This is a genomic window from Paenibacillus soyae (genome assembly GCF_024623455.1).
GTDB lineage: Bacteria > Bacillota > Bacilli > Paenibacillales > Paenibacillaceae > Pristimantibacillus > Pristimantibacillus soyae.
Genome location: NZ_JANIPJ010000005.1, coordinates 20,238 through 42,448, shown reverse-complemented (window position 1 = coordinate 42,448; position 22,211 = coordinate 20,238). Strand labels below are relative to the sequence as shown.

Annotated in this window: 21 protein-coding genes, 1 tRNA gene and 1 other RNA gene; 4 read left to right on the top strand and 19 right to left on the bottom strand. The window is 55.7% G+C overall.

The genetic code is table 11. From position 1 onward, the window contains the following. Positions 1-127 precede the first annotated feature (127 nt). From NQZ67_RS08740 to NQZ67_RS08705, 8 genes are all read right to left on the bottom strand, one after another. Complete coding sequence (locus tag NQZ67_RS08740) at positions 128-340, bottom strand: DUF378 domain-containing protein (RefSeq protein ID WP_257444685.1); 213 nt, start codon at positions 338-340, stop codon at positions 128-130. Positions 341-485: 145 nt separating this feature from the next. Further along, positions 486-851: a transfer-messenger RNA gene (gene ssrA, locus NQZ67_RS08735) on the bottom strand. Positions 852-1,091: 240 nt separating this feature from the next. Next, positions 1,092-1,574 (bottom strand): SsrA-binding protein SmpB, encoded by a 483-nt coding sequence (gene smpB, locus NQZ67_RS08730; RefSeq protein WP_257444683.1) that lies wholly within the window; start codon positions 1,572-1,574, stop codon positions 1,092-1,094. Between the two features lie 206 nt (positions 1,575-1,780). Beyond that, positions 1,781-1,981, bottom strand: a complete 201-nt coding sequence (locus tag NQZ67_RS08725; RefSeq protein ID WP_012772186.1) for a cold-shock protein — start codon at positions 1,979-1,981, stop codon at positions 1,781-1,783. 278 nt (positions 1,982-2,259) lie between these two features. After that, positions 2,260-5,151, bottom strand: coding sequence for a ribonuclease R (gene rnr / locus NQZ67_RS08720; RefSeq protein WP_257444678.1), 2,892 nt, complete (start codon positions 5,149-5,151; stop codon positions 2,260-2,262). 164 nt (positions 5,152-5,315) lie between these two features. After that, positions 5,316-5,552, bottom strand: a complete 237-nt coding sequence (gene secG, locus NQZ67_RS08715) for a preprotein translocase subunit SecG (protein ID WP_257444676.1) — start codon at positions 5,550-5,552, stop codon at positions 5,316-5,318. Between the two features lie 156 nt (positions 5,553-5,708). Beyond that, positions 5,709-6,407: a copper homeostasis protein CutC gene (locus NQZ67_RS08710; RefSeq protein ID WP_257444674.1), complete on the bottom strand. Its 699-nt coding sequence runs from the start codon at positions 6,405-6,407 to the stop codon at positions 5,709-5,711. 103 nt (positions 6,408-6,510) lie between these two features. Continuing rightward, positions 6,511-7,713: a YhgE/Pip domain-containing protein gene (locus tag NQZ67_RS08705; protein ID WP_257444672.1), complete on the bottom strand. Its 1,203-nt coding sequence runs from the start codon at positions 7,711-7,713 to the stop codon at positions 6,511-6,513. 166 nt (positions 7,714-7,879) lie between these two features. Between NQZ67_RS08705 and NQZ67_RS08700 the strand changes: the two genes are divergently transcribed. Further along, the gene (locus NQZ67_RS08700; protein WP_257444670.1) at positions 7,880-8,542 is read left to right on the top strand and encodes a TetR/AcrR family transcriptional regulator; all 663 of its coding nucleotides are present in this window, start codon (positions 7,880-7,882) and stop codon (positions 8,540-8,542) included. Positions 8,543-8,630: 88 nt separating this feature from the next. On the opposite strand, the gene eno is transcribed toward NQZ67_RS08700, so the two are convergent. The 6 genes from eno to NQZ67_RS08670 all read right to left on the bottom strand — a co-directional run bounded on the left by eno (position 8,631) and on the right by NQZ67_RS08670 (position 15,803). Then, positions 8,631-9,923 (bottom strand): phosphopyruvate hydratase, encoded by a 1,293-nt coding sequence (gene eno / locus NQZ67_RS08695; RefSeq protein WP_257444668.1) that lies wholly within the window; start codon positions 9,921-9,923, stop codon positions 8,631-8,633. A gap of 55 nt (positions 9,924-9,978) precedes the next feature. Beyond that, a complete protein-coding gene (gpmI, locus tag NQZ67_RS08690; protein WP_257444666.1) occupies positions 9,979-11,517 on the bottom strand; it encodes a 2,3-bisphosphoglycerate-independent phosphoglycerate mutase in 1,539 nt (512 codons plus the stop codon). Position 11,518: 1 nt separating this feature from the next. Beyond that, positions 11,519-12,274 (bottom strand): triose-phosphate isomerase, encoded by a 756-nt coding sequence (tpiA, locus tag NQZ67_RS08685; protein ID WP_257444664.1) that lies wholly within the window; start codon positions 12,272-12,274, stop codon positions 11,519-11,521. A gap of 23 nt (positions 12,275-12,297) precedes the next feature. Further along, positions 12,298-13,482, bottom strand: a complete 1,185-nt coding sequence (locus NQZ67_RS08680; protein ID WP_257444662.1) for a phosphoglycerate kinase — start codon at positions 13,480-13,482, stop codon at positions 12,298-12,300. Between the two features lie 188 nt (positions 13,483-13,670). Then, positions 13,671-14,675, bottom strand: coding sequence for a type I glyceraldehyde-3-phosphate dehydrogenase (gap, locus tag NQZ67_RS08675; RefSeq protein WP_257444660.1), 1,005 nt, complete (start codon positions 14,673-14,675; stop codon positions 13,671-13,673). 96 nt (positions 14,676-14,771) lie between these two features. Beyond that, positions 14,772-15,803, bottom strand: coding sequence for a sugar-binding transcriptional regulator (locus tag NQZ67_RS08670; protein WP_257444658.1), 1,032 nt, complete (start codon positions 15,801-15,803; stop codon positions 14,772-14,774). A 217-nt stretch (positions 15,804-16,020) separates the two neighbouring features. Here NQZ67_RS08670 and NQZ67_RS08665 point away from each other — a divergent pair. The 3 genes from NQZ67_RS08665 to NQZ67_RS08655 all read left to right on the top strand — a co-directional run bounded on the left by NQZ67_RS08665 (position 16,021) and on the right by NQZ67_RS08655 (position 17,921). Then, positions 16,021-16,095 (top strand) — tRNA-Arg (locus NQZ67_RS08665). Between the two features lie 462 nt (positions 16,096-16,557). Further along, positions 16,558-17,139, top strand: a complete 582-nt coding sequence (clpP, locus tag NQZ67_RS08660) for an ATP-dependent Clp endopeptidase proteolytic subunit ClpP (protein ID WP_257444656.1) — start codon at positions 16,558-16,560, stop codon at positions 17,137-17,139. Positions 17,140-17,369: 230 nt separating this feature from the next. After that, entirely contained in the window at positions 17,370-17,921 is a 552-nt protein-coding gene (locus NQZ67_RS08655) for a GNAT family N-acetyltransferase (protein WP_257444654.1), read from the top strand. Positions 17,922-18,042: 121 nt separating this feature from the next. Here the strand turns inward: NQZ67_RS08655 and NQZ67_RS08650 are convergent, their stop codons facing one another. The 5 genes from NQZ67_RS08650 to NQZ67_RS08630 form a co-directional block, all read right to left on the bottom strand. After that, complete coding sequence (locus NQZ67_RS08650; RefSeq protein WP_119603221.1) at positions 18,043-18,312, bottom strand: HPr family phosphocarrier protein; 270 nt, start codon at positions 18,310-18,312, stop codon at positions 18,043-18,045. Between the two features lie 91 nt (positions 18,313-18,403). Further along, entirely contained in the window at positions 18,404-19,345 is a 942-nt protein-coding gene (gene whiA / locus NQZ67_RS08645; RefSeq protein ID WP_257444651.1) for a DNA-binding protein WhiA, read from the bottom strand. A 7-nt stretch (positions 19,346-19,352) separates the two neighbouring features. Further along, the gene (gene mgfK, locus NQZ67_RS08640; RefSeq protein ID WP_257444649.1) at positions 19,353-20,339 is read right to left on the bottom strand and encodes a gluconeogenesis morphogenetic factor MgfK; all 987 of its coding nucleotides are present in this window, start codon (positions 20,337-20,339) and stop codon (positions 19,353-19,355) included. A 14-nt stretch (positions 20,340-20,353) separates the two neighbouring features. After that, on the bottom strand, positions 20,354-21,241 hold the full coding sequence (gene rapZ, locus NQZ67_RS08635) for an RNase adapter RapZ (protein ID WP_257444647.1): 888 nt from the start codon (positions 21,239-21,241) through the stop codon (positions 20,354-20,356). Between the two features lie 13 nt (positions 21,242-21,254). Further along, a complete protein-coding gene (locus tag NQZ67_RS08630) occupies positions 21,255-22,205 on the bottom strand; it encodes an ROK family glucokinase (RefSeq protein WP_257444644.1) in 951 nt (316 codons plus the stop codon). Positions 22,206-22,211 lie beyond the last annotated feature (6 nt).

Below are 22,211 nucleotides of genomic sequence, written 5' to 3'. Positions count from 1 at the left end.
TCGGATGGCTTATCCTTCTGCTTCATGAACAAAGAGCAAGCGGTCCATTCGCCTAAGAACCAAACTGCAGAACAGCAAAAATCCACAACCTCGCGCGGTTGTGGATTGCATGTTGGAGAAATGCATGTTATCTGGCGCGATCTTCTTCACTTACTTTGCTGAAGAATCTGAAGGAGTAGATCGCACAAAGTCCGACAATGGTATAAATCGTCCGGGCTATTGGCCCATCCTGGCCGTCGAAAAGCGCCGCCACTAAATCAAATTGAAAGAGGCCTACTAACAACCAGTTAAGACCGCCCACAATCAATAAAGTTAAGGCCACAATATTTAACGTCTTCATTATCGCAACACACTCCTTAAAGTGATCTTATTCTAAATTTCCCATGATAAATAAAAAATATGCAGGAAGAAGGACATAGCGGGCTTCCAATCAGCCTCCTGAACAAAGCAAAAACCCGACCTAATCCGGTCGGGTTTCTCATGTTTGGTGGAGGCGAGGGGATTTGAACCCCTGTCCGAAGACCACGCCACACGGCTTTCTACGGGTGTAGCTGCAGTTTTGATGTCACCTGTGAAGACCCCCTGCAACACGGTTCCTCATAGGTCAGCCTGATTGTCTTCTTCAGCACACCCCAGGCGGAGATGTGACAGCGTATCCCACTAAAGTTGGGCCCTCATCCCGGTACATGGGCGATACAGAGCGAGAGCACGCGAGCAGGTTATTAAGCTGCTACAGCGTAAGTTGGTTGTTGTTTGCCATTTAATTGGCTTTAGCGTTGATGAAGCAGACGACTCCCTGCTACCCGCTGGCACGCGCTCGTCCAATCCCCGTCGAATCCATAAACGCCCCCTAGTCGGCATAAACGCAGCGTGCATCCGGTCAAACCGGACAACCTGACGTCTAGCGCATGAAGCAAGGGAACTCCAGGATTAACGATGTCATGACTAACTGCGAGTCAAGCATCTTGTCTTGCGTCTTGCGTGTTGTTGCTGTGCTTCCTTGGTACGAACCTAGTATAGCACGAATCCGCTCCGAAAATCACGGGAAGAATACTGGCAGCGTTGGCCCTGCCATCCATGGATGCCGAGGATTATCTCGCCACCTTCTGCTTCTCCCGAAGCGCGCGCTGAATGTCGCGCTGCGCGTCGCGTTTAGCGGACGTCTCGCGCTTGTCGTACTGCTTCTTGCCTTTGCCGAGTCCGATCAGCAGCTTGGCGTAGCCGTTGCGCACGTAGATCTTCAGCGGCACGATCGCATAGCCTTCCCGCTTCGATAAGCCCAGCAGCTTGTTGATTTGCTCCTTGTGCAGCAGCAGCTTCCTTGTCCGCGTGGGATCGCTCGGATTATGGATGTTGCCCTGCTCGAAGGGACTGATGTGCATGTTGTGGATGAAGATTTCGCCGTTACGGATCGTCGAGAAGGCGTCACCTATGTTCGCCCTGCCGTTCCTCAGCGACTTGATCTCCGTGCCCGTAAGCACCATGCCTGCCTCGAAGGTTTCCTCGATGAAGTAGTCATGGGAAGCCTTCTTGTTCTGAGCAAGCACTTTGTTGTCGTTCTTCTTGGCTGCCATGCTAGTTCACCTCTCTTGCCGGATTGTTCGAGAACATCGTCTCTGTTGGTTCATTGTAGCAACTTCCATTGGTAAAATCAACAACTCGGGGGCGTACACTTCATCTTAAACCATTCTCGCCTCGTATGAAGCCGAGGCTATACCACAGACAGCAAAAGACCGTCCCGGCGCGATGCCGGAACGGTCTCTTTCGTTAAATTAAGCTATTACAGCTTAACTACGTTTTCAGCTTGTGGTCCGCGGTTGCCTTGAACAACGTTGAACTCAACGCGTTGGCCTTCTTCAAGAGTCTTGAAGCCTTCGCCAACGATTGCGGAGAAGTGTACGAATACATCGTTGCCGCCTTCAACTTCGATGAAGCCGAAACCTTTCTCAGCGTTGAACCATTTAACTGTACCTTGTTGCATGTGGAATTACCTCCAAAAAAATTAAATTAATATGCGCCTCTTGTCTTTAAACAAAAAATTCACACATTGAGAAAGGTGTCATAATCCAATGATACCCTTTTCAAAATGTGAATGCAGGTACATCATATCCGATTAACTTCACTATACTATTCTGGCCGTCAAAAAGCAAGCGACAAGCCTAAATATATTTTCCCAGTATGTCCAGATGACGGTACTTCCATTCATTCTTGCTTGACGATGGGAAGTACCGCCTCTGATTTCCTATTGCGTACGGCCGCCTACTTCTTTTTTTTGCGGACAAAAGCAGCTGTCGCGTTGTTCAGATCGCCTTTTTTCTTGCGCTTCTTCTTTTTCTTGCCTTCGCCTTCCGAGCCGGTTACGGCAACGCCCGACGCGCCCGGATTAAATACGCCGCTCGTCGTCGCTTTCTTCCGGCGCCCGCCACCGCCGCCGCCCTTCTTGCCTCCACCAGGGCCATCGGAACGGCCTCCTTGACCTCTGCCGTCACCGCCGCGCTCTCTGGAGCCGCCTCTGCTTCCGCCGCGTCCTTCTCCACCTCCGCCATTGCTGCGGATCGGCAAGCCCCACATATCGATGCGCGGTTTGCCTTCCGCTTCTAGCTCGGCCGCTCGCTGATCGATCCAGCCGTCGTCTCCATGCGCGGCAGAGCTGTCGTCAAGCGGATCCACGCCTCGCTGCCACGGGTTCCCCGTGCCTCCGGCAGGCGGGCCCTCGGGACCTCCGCGTTTAAACTTCCCGCGTCGACCTCCGCCCGCGTTGCTACTCGCGTTGCCGCCGCCGCTTGCTCCGCCGGCTCCTGCGCGGCCGCCTGCGCCTCCTTGGCCGCCGCCTCTGCCGCCGCGCGCGCCGCTGTCACGATCTCCTCGGCCGCCGGAGCGTCCGCCGCCGCCTGCCGCGCCGCGATCGCCTCCGCGTTTGCCGTAGCCGCCTTTTTTGCGCGGTCCTCCCGCGCCGAAGCCTGAGTCGGCCACGCCTTTATAGCTGCCGCGCGGCTTCATGTCGACCATCTCGAAGTCGATATTGTATTCGTCCATGTCGACGCGGGAGACGCGAATTTTCACTTCGTCGCCGATGCGGTATACCTTCGACGTTCTCTCGCCGATCAGCACCATGTGAAGCTCGTGGAAGTGGTAATAATCGTCGTTCATGTCGCTGAGGCGAATAAGCCCTTCCACCGAGTTCTCCAGCTCGATGAACATGCCGAAGCTCGTGACGCTGCTGACGATGCCGTCGAATTCTTCGCCGACCTTATCCAGCATGTATTCGCATTTCTTCAGCTTATCCGTATCCCGCTCCGCGTCAACCGCCACGCGCTCCCGCTCCGACGAATGCTGCGCGATGTCCGGCATACGGGCCGTCAGCGCTTCATGCCGCGCTTCCGTCAATGTGCCGCCGCCCTCGAGCACCTCGCGAATGACGCGATGAATGACGAGATCGGGATATCGTCGGATCGGCGACGTGAAGTGCGAATAGAACTCCGCCGCCAAGCCGAAGTGGCCGAGGCTCTCGGCGTCGTATTTGGCCTGCTTCATCGAACGAAGCATCATCGTCGAGATGACCGTCGCTTCCTTCGTGCCCTGAATTTCCTCCAGCAGCGTCTGCAGCGCTCGCGGATGCACGGAGTTCCCTTTGCCGCCCTTCACGACGTAGCCGAAGTTCGCCGCGAACTGCATAAATGTCAACAGCTTATCTTGATCCGGATCCTCATGGATCCGGTACAGGAACGGCACGCGCAGCCAATGGAAGTGCTCCGCTACCGTCTCGTTGGCGACGAGCATGAACTCCTCGATGATCTGCTCCGCGACGGAACGCTCCCGCTTCACGATATCGACCGCCTTGCCGTTCTCGTCGACGATGATCTTCGACTCCTGGAAGTCGAAGTCGATCGCCCCGCGCTTCATCCTCTTCGCGCGCAGGCGCATCGCCAGCTTCTCCATCAGCTCGAACATCGGAATGAGCTCGGCGTAACGCTCCTTCAGCTCCGTCTCCGGCTCTTCTTCCGTAGCCGTCAGAATGCGGCGCACGTTCGTATACGTCATGCGTTCCTTCGTCCGGATGACGCTCGTGAAGATGTCGTGACGAACGCGCTTCAGCGTCTTCGCGTCGAACTCCATGTGGCAGGACAACGTCAGCCGGTCCACCTGCGGATTCAGCGAGCAGATCCCGTTCGACAGCCTATGCGGAAGCATCGGAATGACGCGGTCGGTCAGGTAGACGCTGCAGCCTCTGCGGAACGCCTCTTGATCCAGCGCGGATCTCTCCCGCACATAATACCCGACGTCCGCGATATGCACGCCAAGCAGGTAATTGCCGTTCTCCAGTATCTTCACATGGACGGCGTCGTCCAAATCCTTGGCGTCCTCGCCGTCGATTGTGACGATCACCTCTTCGCGCAGGTCGCGGCGTCCCTGTTCCACGATCTCTTCTTCCGTAATCGTATCGGGAGCCGCCTCCGCTTCCGCCATCACCTCATCCGGGAAGCCCTCCGGAAGCTGATGCTTGCGGATAATGGAGAGGATGTCGACGCCCGGGTCGTTTTTGTGGCCCAGAATTTCAAGAATTTCGCCCTCGGCCGCGCTGCGCCCTTCCGGATAGACGACGATCCGCGCCACGACTTTCTGGCCGGTCACCGCACCCTGGAACCCGCCCTTCGGAATAAAAATATCCCGGTTAATCCGCTTGTCGTCCGGAATGACGAAGCCGTACGCTTCGTGATTCTCGAATGTGCCCACGATTTGCGTGACGGCGCGTTGGACAATCCGGACGACCTCGCCTTCCATGCGGCCGCCGCCTTCGCTCTGCGACGTGATGCGCACGAGCACGATGTCTCCGTTCATCGCGCTCTTCAAGTCGTTGGCGTGAATATAGACGTCCGGATGATCCTTCTCGTCAGGCAGCAGGAAGGCGAAGCCTTTGGCATGGGCCTGCAGCTTGCCGCGCAGCAAATTCATCCGCTCCGGTACGCCGTAGCGTTCGTTGCGGGTGCGGATGATTTTGCCCTCTTCCTCCAGCTTGTTGAGCAGCTTCAAGAATTCCTTGAACTCCGCCGCGCCCTCGATGCCGAGGTTCGTCTCCAGCTCCTGGTATGTCATAGGCTTATACGCCGTTTCTCTCATGAAATCCAGCAATTCCTGCTCGCGATTCTCCATACTCTAATCTCCTCAAGAACCGCCCGTTGATGAACTCTCTCAGACGGTTGATAGATTGCCATATACCATGTAGTATACACGAATTGCCATCCCTCAATCCCAAAACTCCGAAAAAAACAAAAAAAGCGAGGGCACAAGGCCTCGCTCTTCATCGAAATACGTCATTAAGGTTGGACGAAATAGGATACCACCAGGGATAACACAAAGAATCCAACCGCGAAAGCTACCGTCAGACGCTGTAGGAACAGGTCCAGACCACGCGCTTTCTGCTTGCCGAACAAATGCTCCGCACCGCCCGTAATCGCACCGGACAATCCAGCGCTCTTGCCCTTCTGAAGCAATACGACCGCGATCAATCCGATCGAGAACAATACAAGCAGGATCTTCAATGTGACTTCCATTCAATCCACCTCCAGCGTAACCGCTCGTAAAAACACATAACCTGATAATAGCATACTAGCTTGTCATTTACAATAGGACAGGCGGTTTTCCCGGTCGGCGCCCACTCAGTCCACTCATTATGGGCCTTTACGAAAGGATGGATGCGCAAGTCCGCTTTACCGCGGTTCGGCCGTATCCAGGATCGTCCGGATCCGCTTCACTTCCTCTGCCAATAAAGGCTCTTGGAAGCTCCTTGCCCGTCTTGCGCCGGAGCCGACATGCACTTCCCTGATCCCTGTCTCCCTGACAAAAAGACCGATATTCCCCGCATGCAGTCCGTATCCGCCCATTATGATCATGCCCGCTTCCTCCGCCGTCTTCCGAAGCATGCCTAGCTTGGCTGCCGCTTGCGGCGCCGGCTCCAAGCCGCCAGCCGTCAATACCCGCCGAATCTGCGGATAACGCGCCAGCTCCCGCATAGCCGCATTCATGTCGGCCGTTTCATCGAAAGCGCGGTGAAACGTCACGTCAAGCCCTTCCGCCGCGTCCAGCAGCCTGCTCACCGCATCATGATCAATTCCGCCGCCATCATTCAATGCGCCCAAAACAATGCCCGCCGCTCCCGCTTCCCGAATCGCCTCAATATCCCGCAGCATGATGGCGATATCGGCCTTACTGTAGCAGAAGGATTGACTGTGCGGCCTCACCATGACGTTCACGGGCAGCGGCGAAGCCTTCACCGCCGCCTCCACGAGGCCGATGCTCGGCGTCAAGCCGCCCTCCGCGATCCCGCTGACCAGCTCGATGCGGTCCGCTCCGCCCTCATAAGCTATTTCTACATCCTCGCGGCGTATGGCGATTACTTCCAGAATCATCTGGCACACATCCTTTCAAGCCCTCTTTTAATCTATTAATCATTAATATAACAAAAAAGAAGGTTCGCGAACGCCAACCGCGCCCGCGAACCGTTAGACTTCATCAAGCAATACCTTTTGCTTGCGCCTTTGCCGGCGACGGCTTCATCACCGATAGCAGCAGCACGACCAAACTTACTCCCGCTATGCTTGCAAGCACGAGCGCCGGCCCGCTTAGGCTGAAGCTTTGGCCGAAGAAGAACAGCTCTCTCAAGCCTTCCACCATGAAGCGCATCGGAAGCCAAGAATGGATCCAATCGCGGTAGAAGCCGTTCATGAATTCCGGGGGCAGGGAAAGCAGAGGCGCTCCGAAAAACAGCAGCAGGACAAACAGCACGATGCCCCTTATTCCCGTCCAGCTCAGAACCGCGGCAATCATCAGGAAAAATGCAAGTACCGTTAAAGACAGGAACAGCCCCGTGTCCGCGATGCTCGGCACGTTCAAATCAAGCATGCCGTCCGCAATCCACGCCATGCAGAAGCCCGCCAGCAGGGCGATAACGACGCCGATGCCCAATTGAGCCAGCCTTGCTTTCAGCTTCTCGCCTCGGTTCGCTCCCGCGCTTAATACCGCTTTGCCAACGACCAGCGTTGTAATAGCCGCCCCCGCGATGCTCGCCATCCAGATCGGCTGGAACAGCGATACCGGTGCATTGCCTCTTGCCGCGTTAGCCCCAAATTCGTTAACATTCGTTACTTTGCTGGCAATCGGAGCCGCAAGCACCGCCGCTTGCTTCGGTGTCAGCATGGCGCCGGCGCCCTCCAGCTCGCCGATCAGCTGCGCGCTTATCATCTTGTTCATCGATCCGATCATGCCATTCGCCATTTGCGTCACGATGGAAGCCGCCGTCGCGTTCATCCCTTGATTCACGAGCACTTCCAATTCTGGCGATTGCGGCTCGGGCGTCCGAAGGGTTGCCTGCTTCTTACTGAAGTCGGCCGGTATGACTAGAGCCGCATAATACCGCTGCTCGTTCAAGCCTTCCCGCACTTCGTCGAGGCTGCCGGCTTCCACCCATTTGACCGGCGAAGCCGAGTCACTTCCTGAGCCAGCTGCTCCCTGCATCACCTGCTTCACGATAACATCGCCCATGGCAGCCTTCGAGCCGTCAGGCAGATCGGCCCCATCATCCTGGTTGACGATCGCGATCGGCAAATCGGCAGGCTTCATGGTTGCCGCAGGAAACAGCGTAAGCGAAAAAATAAAGACGACCAGCAGCGCGATGACCGGCGACGCCAATAGCAGCTTGTTTTTGAATAAGGACATAGTCAGACACTCTCCTCCTATTTAATGAACAAGGTGTTGATTAACGTTCACAATGTCCATTATAATCGGATATAAAGCAAACTCAATAATCAGTAATGGACGATATGCCGTTTACGCGACACACCTTCGATTTCTGTCTATTCGGATACGCAACGGGAGGCTGGACATGATGGATGAACAAGCGGTGGACCGCCGGGTCTCGCGGACGAAGAGAATGATTCGCGACGCTTTGACGGAGCTGATGGAAGAGAAAGGCTTCGATGGCATTACGGTCAAAGACTTGACTGCGCGCGCCGACATTAACCGGGGTACGTTCTATCTTCATTACAAGGATAAATACGATCTGCTGGAGCAGAGCGAAGCGGAGCTGATCGCCGAAATTTCGGCGCTCGCGGCCTCCAGCTTCCTCAGGGTCGCCACTAATTACAACAAGCAAGTGAGCGAATGGACGCTGCTGCCTTTCGTGGAGAAGCTGTTCGAGCTGCTGCAGGAAAATGCCGACTTTATGAGGGTTGTTCTCGGTCCAAAGGGTGACCCTTCCTTCCAGAAGAAGCTGAAGGAAGTCATACGGGAACGCTCGCTCCCCATTCTGAAGACGATCGGCGGAGAGCTGCTGGTGCCCGCCGAATATTTGACCGCTTACGTCAGCTCCGCGCATCTCGGCGTCATCCAGAACTGGCTGGAGAGCGGGATGAAGACGCCTCCGAAGGAGATGGCCCTCTTCCTGGCGCAGATGACGCTCCTCGGCCCCGGATACGTTGCAGGCGTTTCTAGAGAGAATATGACCGCGATGCGCCAGTATCTGGAGAGCGAAAGGCCGAAGCCTTAAGCGAAGCAAGCCATTCAAGCGCAAAAAAAGAGCATGCCCGCCAGACGGACATGCTCTTTCTTATGTTTTGCAGCCAAGCTGCCAGAGCTTATTTGAAGTTTTTCAGGTTGTAGAATGCCGCTTTGCCGCCGTATTGAGCCGTGGAGCCCAGTTGGTCCTCGATGCGAAGCAATTGGTTGTACTTCGCTACGCGGTCCGTACGGGAAGGCGCGCCTGTTTTGATCTGGCCTGCGTTTGTCGCAACCGCGATGTCCGCGATTGTGCTGTCTTCGCTTTCGCCGGAACGGTGGGAGATAACCGCTGTATAGCCAGCGCGCTTCGCCATTTCGATCGCGTCGAATGTTTCAGTCAAAGTACCGATTTGGTTAACTTTAACGAGGATGGAGTTACCAACGCCTTGCTCGATGCCGGAGGACAGACGCTCGGTGTTCGTAACGAACAGGTCGTCGCCTACGAGCTGAACTTTGTTGCCCAGCTTCTCGGTCAGAAGCTTCCAGCCATCCCAGTCGTCTTCGGAGCAGCCGTCTTCGATCGATACGATCGGGTACTTCTCTACCCACGAAGCAAGCAGGTCTACGAACTCAGCAGGCGTGAAGGACTTGCCTTCGCCAGCCAGCACGTATTTGCCATCCTTGAAGAATTCTGTGGAAGCAACGTCCATGCCCAGGAATACGTCCACGCCCGGCTTGTAGCCTGCGCGCTCGATTGCGGAGATGATCGTCGTGATTGCTTCTTCGTTGGAGCCCAGGTTCGGAGCGAAGCCGCCTTCGTCGCCTACAGCCGTGTTCAGGCCTTTGTCATGCAGAACGGCTTTCAGGTTGTGGAAGATCTCTGCGCCGATGCGGAGAGCTTCTTTGAAGTCGGAAGCGCCAACCGGCAGAACCATGAACTCTTGCACGTCGATGTTGTTGTCGGCATGCTCGCCGCCGTTGATGATGTTCATCATTGGCACTGGCAGAGTCTTAGCGTTGAAGCCGCCAAGGTAAGTATAGAGAGGCACGTCCAGAGCGTCAGCCGCAGCGCGGGCTACAGCCATGGATACGGCCAGGATCGCGTTCGCGCCCAGCTTCGCTTTGTTCGGCGTGCCGTCCAGAGCGATCATTTTGCGGTCGATCGCTACTTGGTCAAGAGCGTCCAGGCCGATGATTTCAGGAGCGATGATGGAGTTTACGTTATCAACGGCTTTCGTTACGCCCTTGCCGAGGTAACGGGATTTGTCGCCGTCGCGAAGCTCAACCGCTTCGTACGCGCCAGTGGACGCGCCGGATGGAACGATGGCGCGGCCTTTGCCGCCGGATTCAAGAGCTACTTCGACTTCAACTGTCGGATTCCCGCGGGAATCCAGCACTTCGCGTGCGTATACGTCAACGATAATGGACATGGTGAATTCTCTCCTTTATTTTCCTGATTTAAAAAATACCCTAATCCTTAGTCTACTATTTCTGACCAAGCAATGTCGAGCCTGTCATCTCTTCCGGCTTCGCCAGTCCGAGCAGGTCCAGCATCGTCGGCGCGATGTCCGCCAGAATGCCGCCTTCGCGGAGCGAAGCGCCTTCTCTCGTCACGATGAAAGGAACCGGGTTCGTCGTATGCGCGGTATGAGGACGGCCGTTCTCGTCGAACACCATGTCAGCATTGCCATGGTCCGCCGTGATGATGCAGACGCCGCCTTTGGCAAGTACTGCTTCCACCACTTGGCCGAGGCATTCGTCCGTCGCTTCGACCGCTTTGATCGTCGGCTCCAGCATGCCGGAGTGGCCGACCATGTCCGGGTTCGCGAAGTTCAGGATGATCGCGTCGTGCTTATCCGCCTCGATCTCCTTCACCGTGGATGCCGCAAGTTCGTAAGCGCTCATCTCCGGCTGCAGGTCGTAAGTCGCGACCTTCGGCGAATTGATCAGCACGCGAGTCTCGCCCGGCAGCTCCTTATCCCGCCCGCCGCTGAAGAAGAACGTCACGTGAGGATACTTCTCGGTCTCCGCCGTGCGAAGCTGCGTCTTGCCGTTCTGCGCGAGCACCTCGCCAAGCGTGTTGTCGAGATTTTTCGGCGAGTAGGCGACGTAACCGCCAACGGATTCGCTGAAGAGCGTCAGGCAGACGAAGTGCAAGCCTACCGGATGGTTCGCGCCGCGGTCGAAGCCGCGGAAATCCTCGTTCGTGAACACTTGGGACAGCTGAATCGCGCGGTCCGGGCGGAAGTTGAAGAACACGACCGCGTCCTCCGATTCCACGAGTCCTACCGGCTTGCCGTCGCCGCCTACGATGACCGTCGGCATAACGAATTCGTCATATACCGATTTCTCGTACGACTCCTCGACCGCCTTCACCGGATCCACGTACTGAGGTCCTTCTCCGTACACCATCGCGCGGTACGACTTCTCCGTGCGCTCCCAGCGCTTGTCGCGGTCCATCGCATAGTAGCGGCCTTGCACCGTCGCGATGCGGCCTACGCCCAGCTCCTCGATCTTCGCTTGAAGCTGCTCGACATAGCCCTTCGCGCTGTCAGGAGAAACGTCGCGTCCGTCGAGGAACGCATGAACGTAGACGTCCGTCAGCCCTTCCTTCTTCGCCAGCTCAAGCAAAGCGAACAAGTGTGCAATATGGCTGTGCACGCCGCCGTCGGACAGCAGTCCGTACAGGTGCAGCTTCTTGCCTCTCGACTTCACGTGGTTCACGGCCGCAAGCAGCGTCTCGTTCTCGAAGAACTCGCCTTCGCGAATCGATTTGCTGATGCGGGTCAGATCCTGATAGACGATGCGGCCCGCGCCGATGTTCAGATGGCCGACTTCGGAGTTGCCCATCTGCCCTTCAGGCAGACCGACCGCTTCGCCGGATGCCGTCAGCGTCGTATGCGGGTATTGCGCCCAGTAACGGTCGTAGTTCGGCTTGTTCGCTTGCGCGACAGCATTGCCCGTCACGTCGTTCCGAAGGCCGAAGCCGTCCAAAATAATAAGTGCTACCGGTTTGCGGGACATCTTACTTGGCCCCCTCGATCAGAGCGATGTAGGAAGCCGGCTCAAGGCTTGCTCCGCCTACCAGCGCGCCGTCGATATCCGCTTGGCCGAGGTATTCCGATACGTTGTTCGGCTTCACGCTGCCGCCGTATTGGATGCGGACCTTCGCCGCAACCGCTTCGTCGTACAGTCCCGCGATAACGCTGCGGATGTAGCCGATCACGTCTTGAGCGTCCTCGGAAGTGGACGATTTGCCCGTGCCGATCGCCCAGATTGGCTCGTAGGCAACAACGACTTCAGCCGCTTGCTCCGCCGACAGACCTTGGAACGCGCCTTCCGTCTGCACTTTGCAAACTTCCTTCGTCGCGCCGGACTCGCGCTCTTCCAGCTTCTCGCCTACGCAGACGATCGGAGTCAAGCCGTGCTTGAACGCCGCAACGGTTTTCTTGTTCACGATTTCGTCCGTTTCTCCGAAGTAAGCGCGGCGCTCGGAGTGGCCGATAATGACGTACTTCACGCCCAGCTCCTTCAGCATAAGACCGCTGATTTCGCCCGTGAACGCGCCGTTGTCTTCGAAGTGGACGTTCTGCGCGCCGATCGCGATCGTCGTGCCTTTCGCCGCTTCAACCAGCGCTGGAAGCGCGGTGAAAGGAGCACAGATGACGCTCTCCACGCCCGCGACTTCCGCTTTGCCTTTCACTTCCGCGAAGAAAGCCGTCGCCTCGGAGACCGTTTTGAACATTTTCCAGTTGCCTGCAATAATAGGTGTTCTGCTCATCAGAGAACCCTCCTTAAATACGCTTATTTATCGTTAAGAGCCACTACGCCTGGAAGCTGCTTGCCTTCCATGAACTCGAGGGAAGCGCCGCCGCCTGTGGAGATGAAGTCCATTCGATCCGCCAAGCCGAATTTTTCAGCCGCTGCAGCGGAGTCGCCGCCGCCGATTACCGTGTAAGCCGATGTTTCCGCCGTTGCTTGCGCTACCGCGCGCGTGCCGTGGGAGAATGGCTCGATCTCGAATACGCCCATCGGTCCGTTCCATACGACCAGCTTGGAGTTTTTGATAACGTCCGCGTACAGCTCGCGAGTTTTCGGTCCGATGTCGATGCCTTCCCAATCGGAAGGGATGCCGTCAACGCCGACGATTTGCGTATTTGCGTTCGCGCTGAAGTCGTCGGTTACGACAACGTCAACCGGAATGTAGAAGTTTTTGCCCAGCTTCTTCGCCTTCTCGATGAACTCGAGAGCCAGATCCAGCTTGCTGTTGTCCACGAGGGACTTGCCGATTTCATGGCCTTGCGCCTTGAAGAACGTATAGGAGAGGCCGCCGCCGATGATGATGTTGTCGGCGATTTCGAGCATCTTGTCGATGACCGCGATTTTATCTTTAACCTTGGAGCCGCCTACGATAGCCGTGAACGGACGCTCAGGGTTGTTCAGCGCTTTGCCCAGAACCTCGAGCTCTCTCTCCATCAGCAGACCGGATACGGCCGGAAGGATGTGAGCGATGCCTTCAGTCGAAGCATGAGCGCGGTGAGCGGCGCCGAACGCGTCGTTCACGAACAGGTCAGCCAGCTTCGCGAAAGCTTTCGCCAATTCCGGATCGTTTTTCTCTTCGCCCGGGTAGAAACGCACGTTTTCAAGCAGCAGCACGTCGCCATTGTTCATGGCTGCAACCTGTGCTTCAACCGCTTCGCCGATCGCTTCGTTCGCTTTGGCAACCGGTTTGCCGAGCAGCTCGGACAGACGAACCGCGGAAGCCGTGTGGCGAAGCTCTTCCACCACTTCTCCGTTCGGACGGCCCAGGTGGCTTGCGAGGATAACTTTCGCGCCTTTTTCGATCAGGTAGTTAATCGTCGGAAGCGTCTCGCGGATCCGCTTGTCGTCCGTAATTTTGCCGTCTTCGATCGGCACGTTGAAGTCCACGCGCACGAATACGCGCTTGCCAGCCAGTTCCGCTACGTCGCGTACACTCTTCTTGTTCATGTTAAATCCTCCCCGGGAATGTGATCTCACTGGTTTCTCTTTTCTATGTCTCTTGCCCTATCCACATACATATAAAGGCGCCCCTTCCCCGCTAGAAGGAAGGAACGCCCATAGGCCAGGCCCTGCGAGGGCGCAAACCAAGGGCCGAAGCTCGGTTTAAGGAGCCGCGGCCCATAGGCTTTCTTTCCTTACAGACCTTTGCTTGCGATATAAGCAGCAAGATCAACTACGCGGTTGGAATAGCCCCACTCGTTGTCGTACCAGGAAACGACTTTCACCATGTTGCCTTCTACTACCATAGTCGACAGAGCGTCGATCGTGGAGGAAGCTGGGTCGCCGTTGTAGTCGCTGGATACCAGCGGCAATTCGTTGTAGTTCAAGATGCCTTTGAGGGAAGTCTCGGAAGCTTCTTTGAAAGCAGCGTTAACTTCTTCAACCGTTACGTTAACTTTCAGCTCGGCAACCAGATCCGTTACGGATACGTTAGGCGTAGGAACGCGCATTGCCATACCGTTCAATTTGCCTTTCAGCTCAGGCAGTACCAGCGAAACAGCTTTCGCAGCGCCTGTGGAGGAAGGAATGATGTTCTCAGCTGCAGCGCGAGCGCGGCGCAGGTCTTTGTGAGGAACGTCAAGTACGGATTGATCGTTCGTGTACGAGTGAACCGTTGTCATCATGCCTTTAACAATGCCGAATTTATCGTTCAATACTTTTGCGAAAGGAGCAAGACAGTTGGTTGTGCAAGATGCGTTGGAGATGATTGTGTGAGCAGCCGGATCGTATTTGTCTTCGTTAACGCCGATAACGACTGTGATATCTTCGTTAGTAGCCGGAGCGGAGATGATAACTTTCTTAGCGCCGCCTTGCAGGTGAAGCTCGGCTTTCTCCTTAGCTGTGAAGATACCCGTCGATTCAACAACGATCTCGGCGCCTACGGAGCCCCAAGGCAGGTCGGCAGGGTTGCGCTCGGCGAATACTTTGATTTCTTTGCCGTTTACAACCAAAGCGCCTTCTTTTGCTTCTACAGTAGCGTCAAGAACGCCGTGAGTCGTGTCGTATTTCAGAAGGTGAGCCAGCGTGTTAACGTCCGTCAGGTCGTTTACCGCTACGATTTCCACTTCAGAATTGCTCAGCGCCGCGCGGAATACGTTACGGCCGATACGTCCAAAACCATTAATACCAACTTTAACCATTGTTAGTGCCTCCTAAGCGTTATTGTATTGCAAAATATATTTCAAGACGTTCCGCGGATCTTGCCGCTTCGCGTCATGATGCCTCACGTTAAGTACTTACGGCTGGTCCAGCAGGCTCACGATCTCCAGCGCAGCCGCTTCGTCCGTCACGAGCACGTCGTTATGGCCGAATCGCATGACCGCCGCTATCGCTTCTCCCTTGCCGGCGCCGCCTGCGACGCCAATAACACATTCAGTGTTCACAATATCTTCGAGACGTAATCCTACGGTCTGCATTTTGTGAACGACGGATCCGCTTCGGTCGAAATAAAAACCGAAAGCCTCCGCAAGCGCCCCGTCCGCCTTCATAGCCTCCACCACATCATGCTCGAGCTTCCTTCGCCTAGCCATGACCATCGCGTCGCCGATCCCGTGCACCACGATGCGCGCGCTCCGGATCACGCTAACAATTTCCTTGATGTTCGGCTCTTGCATGAGCGATGCGAATGCTTCCTCGCCCAGATGATCCGGTACATGGAGAAGCCGGTAATGTCCGCCTGTGCGCTTCGCCATCGTAGAAGCCAGCGTATTGGCTTGGTAGTCCAGGCTTTCGCCCAGTCCACCTCTAGCCGGCACGAACCAGATGTCCTTCATCGATGCCGTCGGCGCGAGCTGATTCGCTACATGCGACAGCGTCGTTCCGCCCGTTACGGCGACAACGTCGCTAGGACGTATCGTTGCCCTCAGTACCTGACAGGCTGCCCGTCCAAGCTCCCGCTTCGTCTGGACCGACGTCTCGGAGTCGCCCTGCACGATCAGGACTTGCTTCAGTCCGAATGCCGCGCGAAGCTTCTCTTCAAGCTCCGACAAACCGAACATCGATTTGTACAAGGGCTCGAGCTGCTCCAGCGTTGTTCGCCCGTGCTCGCTGATCCGCATGCCAGCGGAATGAATCTCCAGCAAGCCTTGTTCTTTCAGGAATTCGGTTTCCGCTCTCAGCACCCGTTCCGTCATCTCCAGCGCGTTCGCCAGAGTACGACGTCCGATCGTGTCCGAAAGCATCACCTGATGCAGGATCATGTACCGTTTCCTCATGACTTCCAGAAGATCCGGCACAAGCTGCTGCTGCAGTTCGATGAGCTGTCGCATCTTCCTTCACTCCATCAGTCTACTGGGACCGATTATGTCCCGCATGTTCTTTTTTAGTCCCACTCTTATTTTAACCAAAATTCGGTTGTCTCGCAAGTGTCCGAAACGGAATGAAAACGATTACTGTCACGATTTTCACAAAATTTATTTTGCCAATCCGCTTGCTTTACGTATCTGGATAGCATATAATCATTTTTGCTACTGTTTTTTCTGATACGCGCCCGTGGTCCAATGGATATGACGTAGGCCTCCGGAGCCTGAGATCTAGGTTCGATTCCTAGCGGGCGCGCCATACTTACTACATCTAAGCTGCTTTGCGATATTCGCGGAGCAGTTTTTTATTTCTATAGAAGAGACCGAATCGCCAGCTGCGCGAACGACTCCACCTTCACATCGGCATGCTGCAGCCGCGTTTCGCGGTTTCCCGCTGCCGCTTCGCCGATCCCAATGCCCGCCCCAATCACTCTTTGACTATCTTTGACTTTTGATTTTCAATCCGTTATGATGAGGTTAGCATTTCGAAAATCCAAACAGACCCAAGCCCTTGCTATAGATTTAGTAAGCCGAGCTTGTCCGCAAGGACTAAGCGCTCCCACCTCCCAACAGATGTTGAGCACTCTGTATCGCGCTACGTTCTTCCGGCGGGTGTCCAGAGGGGCGCAACCCCTCGGGGCCCTCCCTTGGAAGGGAGGGTTTGGGAGGGTTCGAAATCCTTTACAAGGGTTTGGGTTTATTAAGAGGAGGATGGATAGCAATGAATTTTGTGCCAATGGTTATTGAACAAAGCAACCGGGGGGAACGCTCCTACGACATTTACTCCCGTCTGCTGAAGGACCGCATCATTTTTCTGGGCTCGGGCGTGAATGACGTGGTGGCTAACTCCATCATCGCGCAAATGCTGTTCCTTGCGGCGGAAGATCCGGATAAAGACATCTCCCTATACATTAACAGCCCGGGCGGCTCGATCACGGCCGGCATGGCAATTTACGATACGATGCAATACATCAAACCGGACGTGTCCACGATCTGCGTAGGCATGGCCGCGTCGATGGGCGCTTTCCTGCTGACTGCAGGCGCGAAGGGCAAGCGTTACGCGCTGCCGAACAGCGAAGTGATGATTCACCAACCTCTCGGCGGGGCCGAAGGCCAAGCGAGCGACATCGAGATCCGCGCACGCCGCATCCTGAAGATGCGCGACAAGCTGAACCACATCCTGGCGGAACGCTCCGGCCAGCCGCTTAGCCGCATCGAGCAAGACACCGACCGCGACTACTTCATGAGCGCGGCCGAAGCCAAGGAATATGGCCTTGTCGATAAAGTTATCGAGCAAGTATAAGCCTGCTCTTCCCTGCACGAACCACGAAGCAGCCTCCCGGTCGGCCCCAAAAGCCCGATCGGGAGGCTGTTTTGCTTTCTGCCCTCTTATGAAGGGAAAGACATCCAGTTCCTGCTTATGTTAGGATAAGAGAACAAATCGGAAAGGACGTGAGGTATTGCGTACGGTGAATAAATTGATGTTGGCAGGCAGAGAGGTGTTCATTAACAACTAAAAGAAGGAGAATCGATATGAAAATGAATCACTCGCGATTATTTACAGGGGACCGGATCAAACTGACCGCCGTTCGGGAAGAGGATGCCGATATAATGGCGGAATGGGGAGACGATGCCGAATATTTGCGTAACGTAGACACGGATATCGCGCTTCCGAGAACAAGAGAGCAGATGGCGGCGGAAGGAAGCCCCGACAGCCGGCAAGCGTATTTCCGCCTTCGCAGGGCGGAGGACGACCGGCTGATCGGCTTCGTCGCCATTCACAGCATCGAATGGAATAACCGGGCCGGCCTGCTCGCCATCGGAATCGGCGACGCCGCCGACCGCGGCCAAGGCTACGGCACCGAAGCGCTGGGACTCATTCTGCGCTTCGCCTTCCACGAGCTGAACCTGGACCGCGTCGGTCTGGAGGTTATCGACTATAACCAAGCCGGGATACGGTCTTACGAGAAGGCGGGCTTCCGGCTCGAGGGACGCAAGAGAGCGGCCGTGTATCGAGACGGCAAGCGTCATGATCTCATCGTGATGGGCATTCTTAGAACGGAATGGGAAGCCGCTTTAACCTAGCTTGTACACAAAGAACGCGCCGCCTGGCATCCAGGCGGCGCGTTCGCGCTTGTTATCCCCACTAAAAAAGGAAGCCCGCAAGCGCCGTAAATCCGCGCCGCGCCTGAGCTTCCTTTGTTTGTTATTGGTTCTCCAGCTCTTCTTTGCTGACGAGAGCGACTAAAGCGTTTACAGCCTGCTCCGCGTCCGATCCATCCGCGCTGATGGAAATTTCTGTGCCTGAGCTAATCGCCAAGCTCATAATCCCCATGATGGATTTTGCGTTTACTTTCTTATCGTCCTTCTCTACAAATACCTCGGAGGAGAATTTGTTCGCTTCTTGAACGAATAGCGCTGCTGGTCTCGCATGAAGCCCCGTCTTCAAACGAACGACAACCGGAAGCCTTGTCATGGAAATCATACCCCCTATATTTTACTCAAGCATTAAATGCCGAAAAAATTAACCAATTACCACCTATTATATCATTATACATGCAGTTGCACTAGGCAAAAGTTGTCCCGCCCCGGATTTTTTCAGCCAGTTCGTCGATTTTGCGGAGCCGGTGGTTAACACCCGATTTACTTACTTTGCCCCGTAGCATCTCACCGACCTCGGTTAAGTTCAAATCTGGATGCTGCAGCCGGATTTCCGCCACTTCCCGAAGCTTCTCCGGCAGGCTCTCCAGCCCCACTTCCTTCTGGAGCAGCTTGATGTTATCGATTTGCCGAACGGCGGCGCCGATGGTTTTGTTCAAGTTGGCCGTCTCGCAATTGACGATCCGGTTGACGGAGTTGCGCATATCGCGCATGATCCTCACGTCCTCGAATTTGAACAGCGCCTGATGCGCGCCGATGATGCTCAGCAGCTCGATGATCTTCTCGCCTTCTTTGATATAGAAGATGAAGCCCTTCTTGCGCTCGATGCACCGGGCGTTCAAGTCGAATTTGTTCGCCAGCTCCACGAGCGATCCGCAATGCTCCTCGTACATCGAAGAAATCTCGAGATGATAGGACGAGCCCTCCGGATTGTTCACGGAACCCCCGGCCAGGAATGCGCCGCGCAGGTATGACCGTTTGCAGCAGGGCTTGCGAACGATGTCCTTGTCGATGCCGCTCTTGAACATGAAGCCCTCCGAGACGATGCGGAGGCTGCTGAGCACCTCCTGCACGCCGGCCGGCAACCGGACGATATACACGTTGTTTTTTTTCAGCCGCATCTTCTTCCGTACCAGAAGCTCGACATGAACCTCGAAGTGCTTCTTGATCAAGGAATAGATCCGTCTCGCGATCGCCGCGTTCTCCGTCGAGATGTCCAGAACGACCTTGCGGCTGGATAGGCTGACCGAACCGTTCATCCGTATAAGGGCCGACAGCTCGGCACGCTCACAGCAGCTATCCGCTTCGATTAACGTCAGCTCTTTCTTCGTCTGCGCCGCAAAAGACATTCTTCATTCACCTCTTTCTGAGCATCCAATTCTCCACTAGCTTATAAATATGATGGCTGAGCCGTTCCGCGTCATGCCTTAGAAATCTTTGGAATAATACGAGCCTGTCGGCGATAACCTTATAGCCTCTCCGCTCGACCTCGTCAATGTCCAGATGAACGGCCTTCGCCCCCATCTCGGCATATTGCGTCTCCACCTGCGGCGGTATTTCGCCGTCGTTCACGATGACATAATCGAATAAATGATGGCCAATGTGAGCGTGAACCGCGTCGAGATGATCGCTGACCGAATAATTGTCCGTCTCCCCGGGCTGCGTCATCACGTTGCACACAAACAATTTGACGGCTTCCGACTCCAGAATCGCGTTGGCCAGCTTCGGCACGATCAGATTCGGCATGATGCTGGTGTAGAGGCTGCCGGGCCCGATCAGAATCGCATCCGCCTTCTCGATGGCCTCCACCGCTTCCGGAAGCGGCTCGACGTCGGAAGGCTCCAGGAACACGCGTTTGATTTTTTGACCGGCCTTCGGAATCATCGATTCTCCCGTCACGATCGAGCCGTCGGCCATCTCCGCCTTCAGAACAATCGCGCGGTCGGATGCCGGAAGAACCCGCCCTCTTACCGCAAGAACTTGGCTGAGCCTGCGGATCCCCGTCACGAAGTCTCCCGAAATATCGGTCATCGCGGCCAGCATCAAATTGCCGAGACTATGGCCCGCAAGTCCGGTGCCGGTCGGGAAGCGGTACTTGAGCACCTCCGTCAGGAGAGGCTCCGCGTCCGCAAGCGCGGTCAGGACGTTCCGGATGTCGCCCGGAGGAGGAATCTGCAGCTCGCTCCGGAGAATGCCGGAGCTGCCGCCGTCATCCGCCACCGTGACGATGGCGGTTATGTCGAGCGGCTTCTCCTTCAATCCGCGAAGCATAACGGACAATCCCGTTCCTCCGCCGATGACGACGATCTTGGGACGCCTGGCTACTTTCTGTATGGTCTGCATGCTTTCACCCCGCGTCAGTGCTTATCGCGCTCGGAATCGCGGTGGCTGACGCGCACACGCTCCGTATCGCTGCTGCCGAGCATTCGGCCCAAATATTCCGCTATGGCGACGGAGCGGTGTTTCCCGCCCGTACAGCCGATTCCGATGACAACCTGGCTTTTCCCTTCCTTGCGGTACAGCGGAATAAGGAACTGCAGCATATCAAGGAGCTTAGTTAAGAAGGCTTGGGTCTCCGGCCACTTCATGACGTATTCGTACACATCGGGATTCTGTCCCGTATTCGGACGCAGATGCTCGACGTAATGCGGGTTCGGCAGGAACCGCACGTCGTAGATCAAGTCGGCGTCGATCGGGATGCCGTATTTGAAACCGAACGACGTCACGTTGACGGACATGCTGCTGTGCTCCAAATGCGTGAAATGCGATATAATCCGTTCTTTGAGCTGCAGCGGCTTCAGGTTGCTCGTGTCGATGACTTGGGAAGCCGATCCCTTTAAGTCCTCCAGCAGGCGGCGCTCGTTATGGATGCCCTCGAGAGGCAGTCCCTGAGGCGCCAGCGGATGACGGCGGCGGCTCTCCTTGTAACGCTGCACCAGCACCTCGTCGGTCGCGTCGAGGAATAAAATTTCGCAGCTAATGGTATGATGTTCTTTAATATATGCAAGAGATTCCGATAAGGCCGTAAAAAATTCGCGCCCGCGCAAATCGATGACGAGAGCGACCTTCCCGATTTTGCCGTTCGACTGCTCGATCAGCTCCGCGAACTTCGGAATAAGAACCGGAGGCAGATTATCGACGCAGAAGAACCCTAAGTCCTCAAGGCTTTGGACAGCAATTGTTTTGCCCGCGCCCGACATGCCGGTAATAATCACAAGCTTCGCCAATGTTGCTGTCGTCTCCATGAGTGTTCACCTGCTATCCTCTTAGAATAAGTCCTGCCGCTCCCACGACGCCTGCATTGTTGCCAAGCGTAGCCGGCACGATCTTCACGCCTTCCTTCGCCGGATCAAGCGTGTATTTCTCGAATACTTCGCGGATTTGGTCGAACAGGAAGTCTCCCGCTTTCGACACGCCTCCGCCGATAATAAAGTATTGCGGATTGAGCAAAATGGCTACCGTCGCCATCGAACGGCCCAGGTAATAAGCCGCGCGACTTACGATTCGGGCGGCCACTTCATCGCCTGCTTTCGCCGCGTCGACGACATCCTTCGCCATGATGTCCTCGACTTCCGACAGCGACGTGCGGTCGCCGCGGGCAACCGCGTCCTTCGCCATGCGAATGATACCCGTCGCGGACGATACCGTCTCGAGGCAGCCCATCTTGCCGCAGCCACATTGGATCGCTTCCAGGTCGGGCACGATATTGATATGTCCGAGCTCGCCCGCCATGCTGGCGAAGCCTTCGACGATCCGGCCGCCGATGATAATGCCGCCGCCAACGCCAGTGCCTAGCGTATAGCATACGCAATTATCGATGCCTTTGCCCGCTCCGGCCCATGCTTCGCCGAGGGCGGCCACGTTCGCGTCGTTGTTCACCTTCACCGTCTTCTGAAGCTCCTTCTCGAGGTAGCCTTTCAGATCCGTATTCTCTATATATAAATTAGCGGAAAATTTAATATATCCTTTTGGTATGTCCAGGAAGCCCGCGATGCCTACGCCAACGCCCTCGACCTGATCCCAAGCGTAAGGCGACTCTTCGACGATCCTCCGCGAATAATCCGCGATGTTCTTCAGGATGACATCCGTACCGAGCCCTACTCCCGTCGGTCCTTCATAAGTGTGCAGCAGCTGACCTTCCGGGTCGCAGAGGCCCACCTTGATCGTCGTTCCGCCTACATCGACTCCAATATAAATCTTCTCAGACATGACAAA

Coding starts and splice junctions, on each gene's coding strand:
- NQZ67_RS08740 (WP_257444685.1), bottom strand. CDS start 340: ATGAAGACGTTAAATATTGTGGCCTTAACTTTATTGATTGTGGGCGGT.
- smpB (WP_257444683.1), bottom strand. CDS start 1,574: ATGGCAGCCAAGAAGAACGACAACAAAGTGCTTGCTCAGAACAAGAAG.
- NQZ67_RS08725 (WP_012772186.1), bottom strand. CDS start 1,981: ATGCAACAAGGTACAGTTAAATGGTTCAACGCTGAGAAAGGTTTCGGC.
- rnr (WP_257444678.1), bottom strand. CDS start 5,151: ATGGAGAATCGCGAGCAGGAATTGCTGGATTTCATGAGAGAAACGGCG.
- secG (WP_257444676.1), bottom strand. CDS start 5,552: ATGGAAGTCACATTGAAGATCCTGCTTGTATTGTTCTCGATCGGATTG.
- NQZ67_RS08710 (WP_257444674.1), bottom strand. CDS start 6,407: ATGATTCTGGAAGTAATCGCCATACGCCGCGAGGATGTAGAAATAGCT.
- NQZ67_RS08705 (WP_257444672.1), bottom strand. CDS start 7,713: ATGTCCTTATTCAAAAACAAGCTGCTATTGGCGTCGCCGGTCATCGCG.
- NQZ67_RS08700 (WP_257444670.1), top strand. CDS start 7,880: ATGATGGATGAACAAGCGGTGGACCGCCGGGTCTCGCGGACGAAGAGA.
- eno (WP_257444668.1), bottom strand. CDS start 9,923: ATGTCCATTATCGTTGACGTATACGCACGCGAAGTGCTGGATTCCCGC.
- gpmI (WP_257444666.1), bottom strand. CDS start 11,517: ATGTCCCGCAAACCGGTAGCACTTATTATTTTGGACGGCTTCGGCCTT.
- tpiA (WP_257444664.1), bottom strand. CDS start 12,274: ATGAGCAGAACACCTATTATTGCAGGCAACTGGAAAATGTTCAAAACG.
- NQZ67_RS08680 (WP_257444662.1), bottom strand. CDS start 13,482: ATGAACAAGAAGAGTGTACGCGACGTAGCGGAACTGGCTGGCAAGCGC.
- gap (WP_257444660.1), bottom strand. CDS start 14,675: ATGGTTAAAGTTGGTATTAATGGTTTTGGACGTATCGGCCGTAACGTA.
- NQZ67_RS08670 (WP_257444658.1), bottom strand. CDS start 15,803: ATGCGACAGCTCATCGAACTGCAGCAGCAGCTTGTGCCGGATCTTCTG.
- clpP (WP_257444656.1), top strand. CDS start 16,558: ATGAATTTTGTGCCAATGGTTATTGAACAAAGCAACCGGGGGGAACGC.
- NQZ67_RS08655 (WP_257444654.1), top strand. CDS start 17,370: ATGAAAATGAATCACTCGCGATTATTTACAGGGGACCGGATCAAACTG.
- NQZ67_RS08650 (WP_119603221.1), bottom strand. CDS start 18,312: ATGACAAGGCTTCCGGTTGTCGTTCGTTTGAAGACGGGGCTTCATGCG.
- whiA (WP_257444651.1), bottom strand. CDS start 19,345: ATGTCTTTTGCGGCGCAGACGAAGAAAGAGCTGACGTTAATCGAAGCG.
- mgfK (WP_257444649.1), bottom strand. CDS start 20,339: ATGCAGACCATACAGAAAGTAGCCAGGCGTCCCAAGATCGTCGTCATC.
- rapZ (WP_257444647.1), bottom strand. CDS start 21,241: ATGGAGACGACAGCAACATTGGCGAAGCTTGTGATTATTACCGGCATG.
- NQZ67_RS08630 (WP_257444644.1), bottom strand. CDS start 22,205: ATGTCTGAGAAGATTTATATTGGAGTCGATGTAGGCGGAACGACGATC.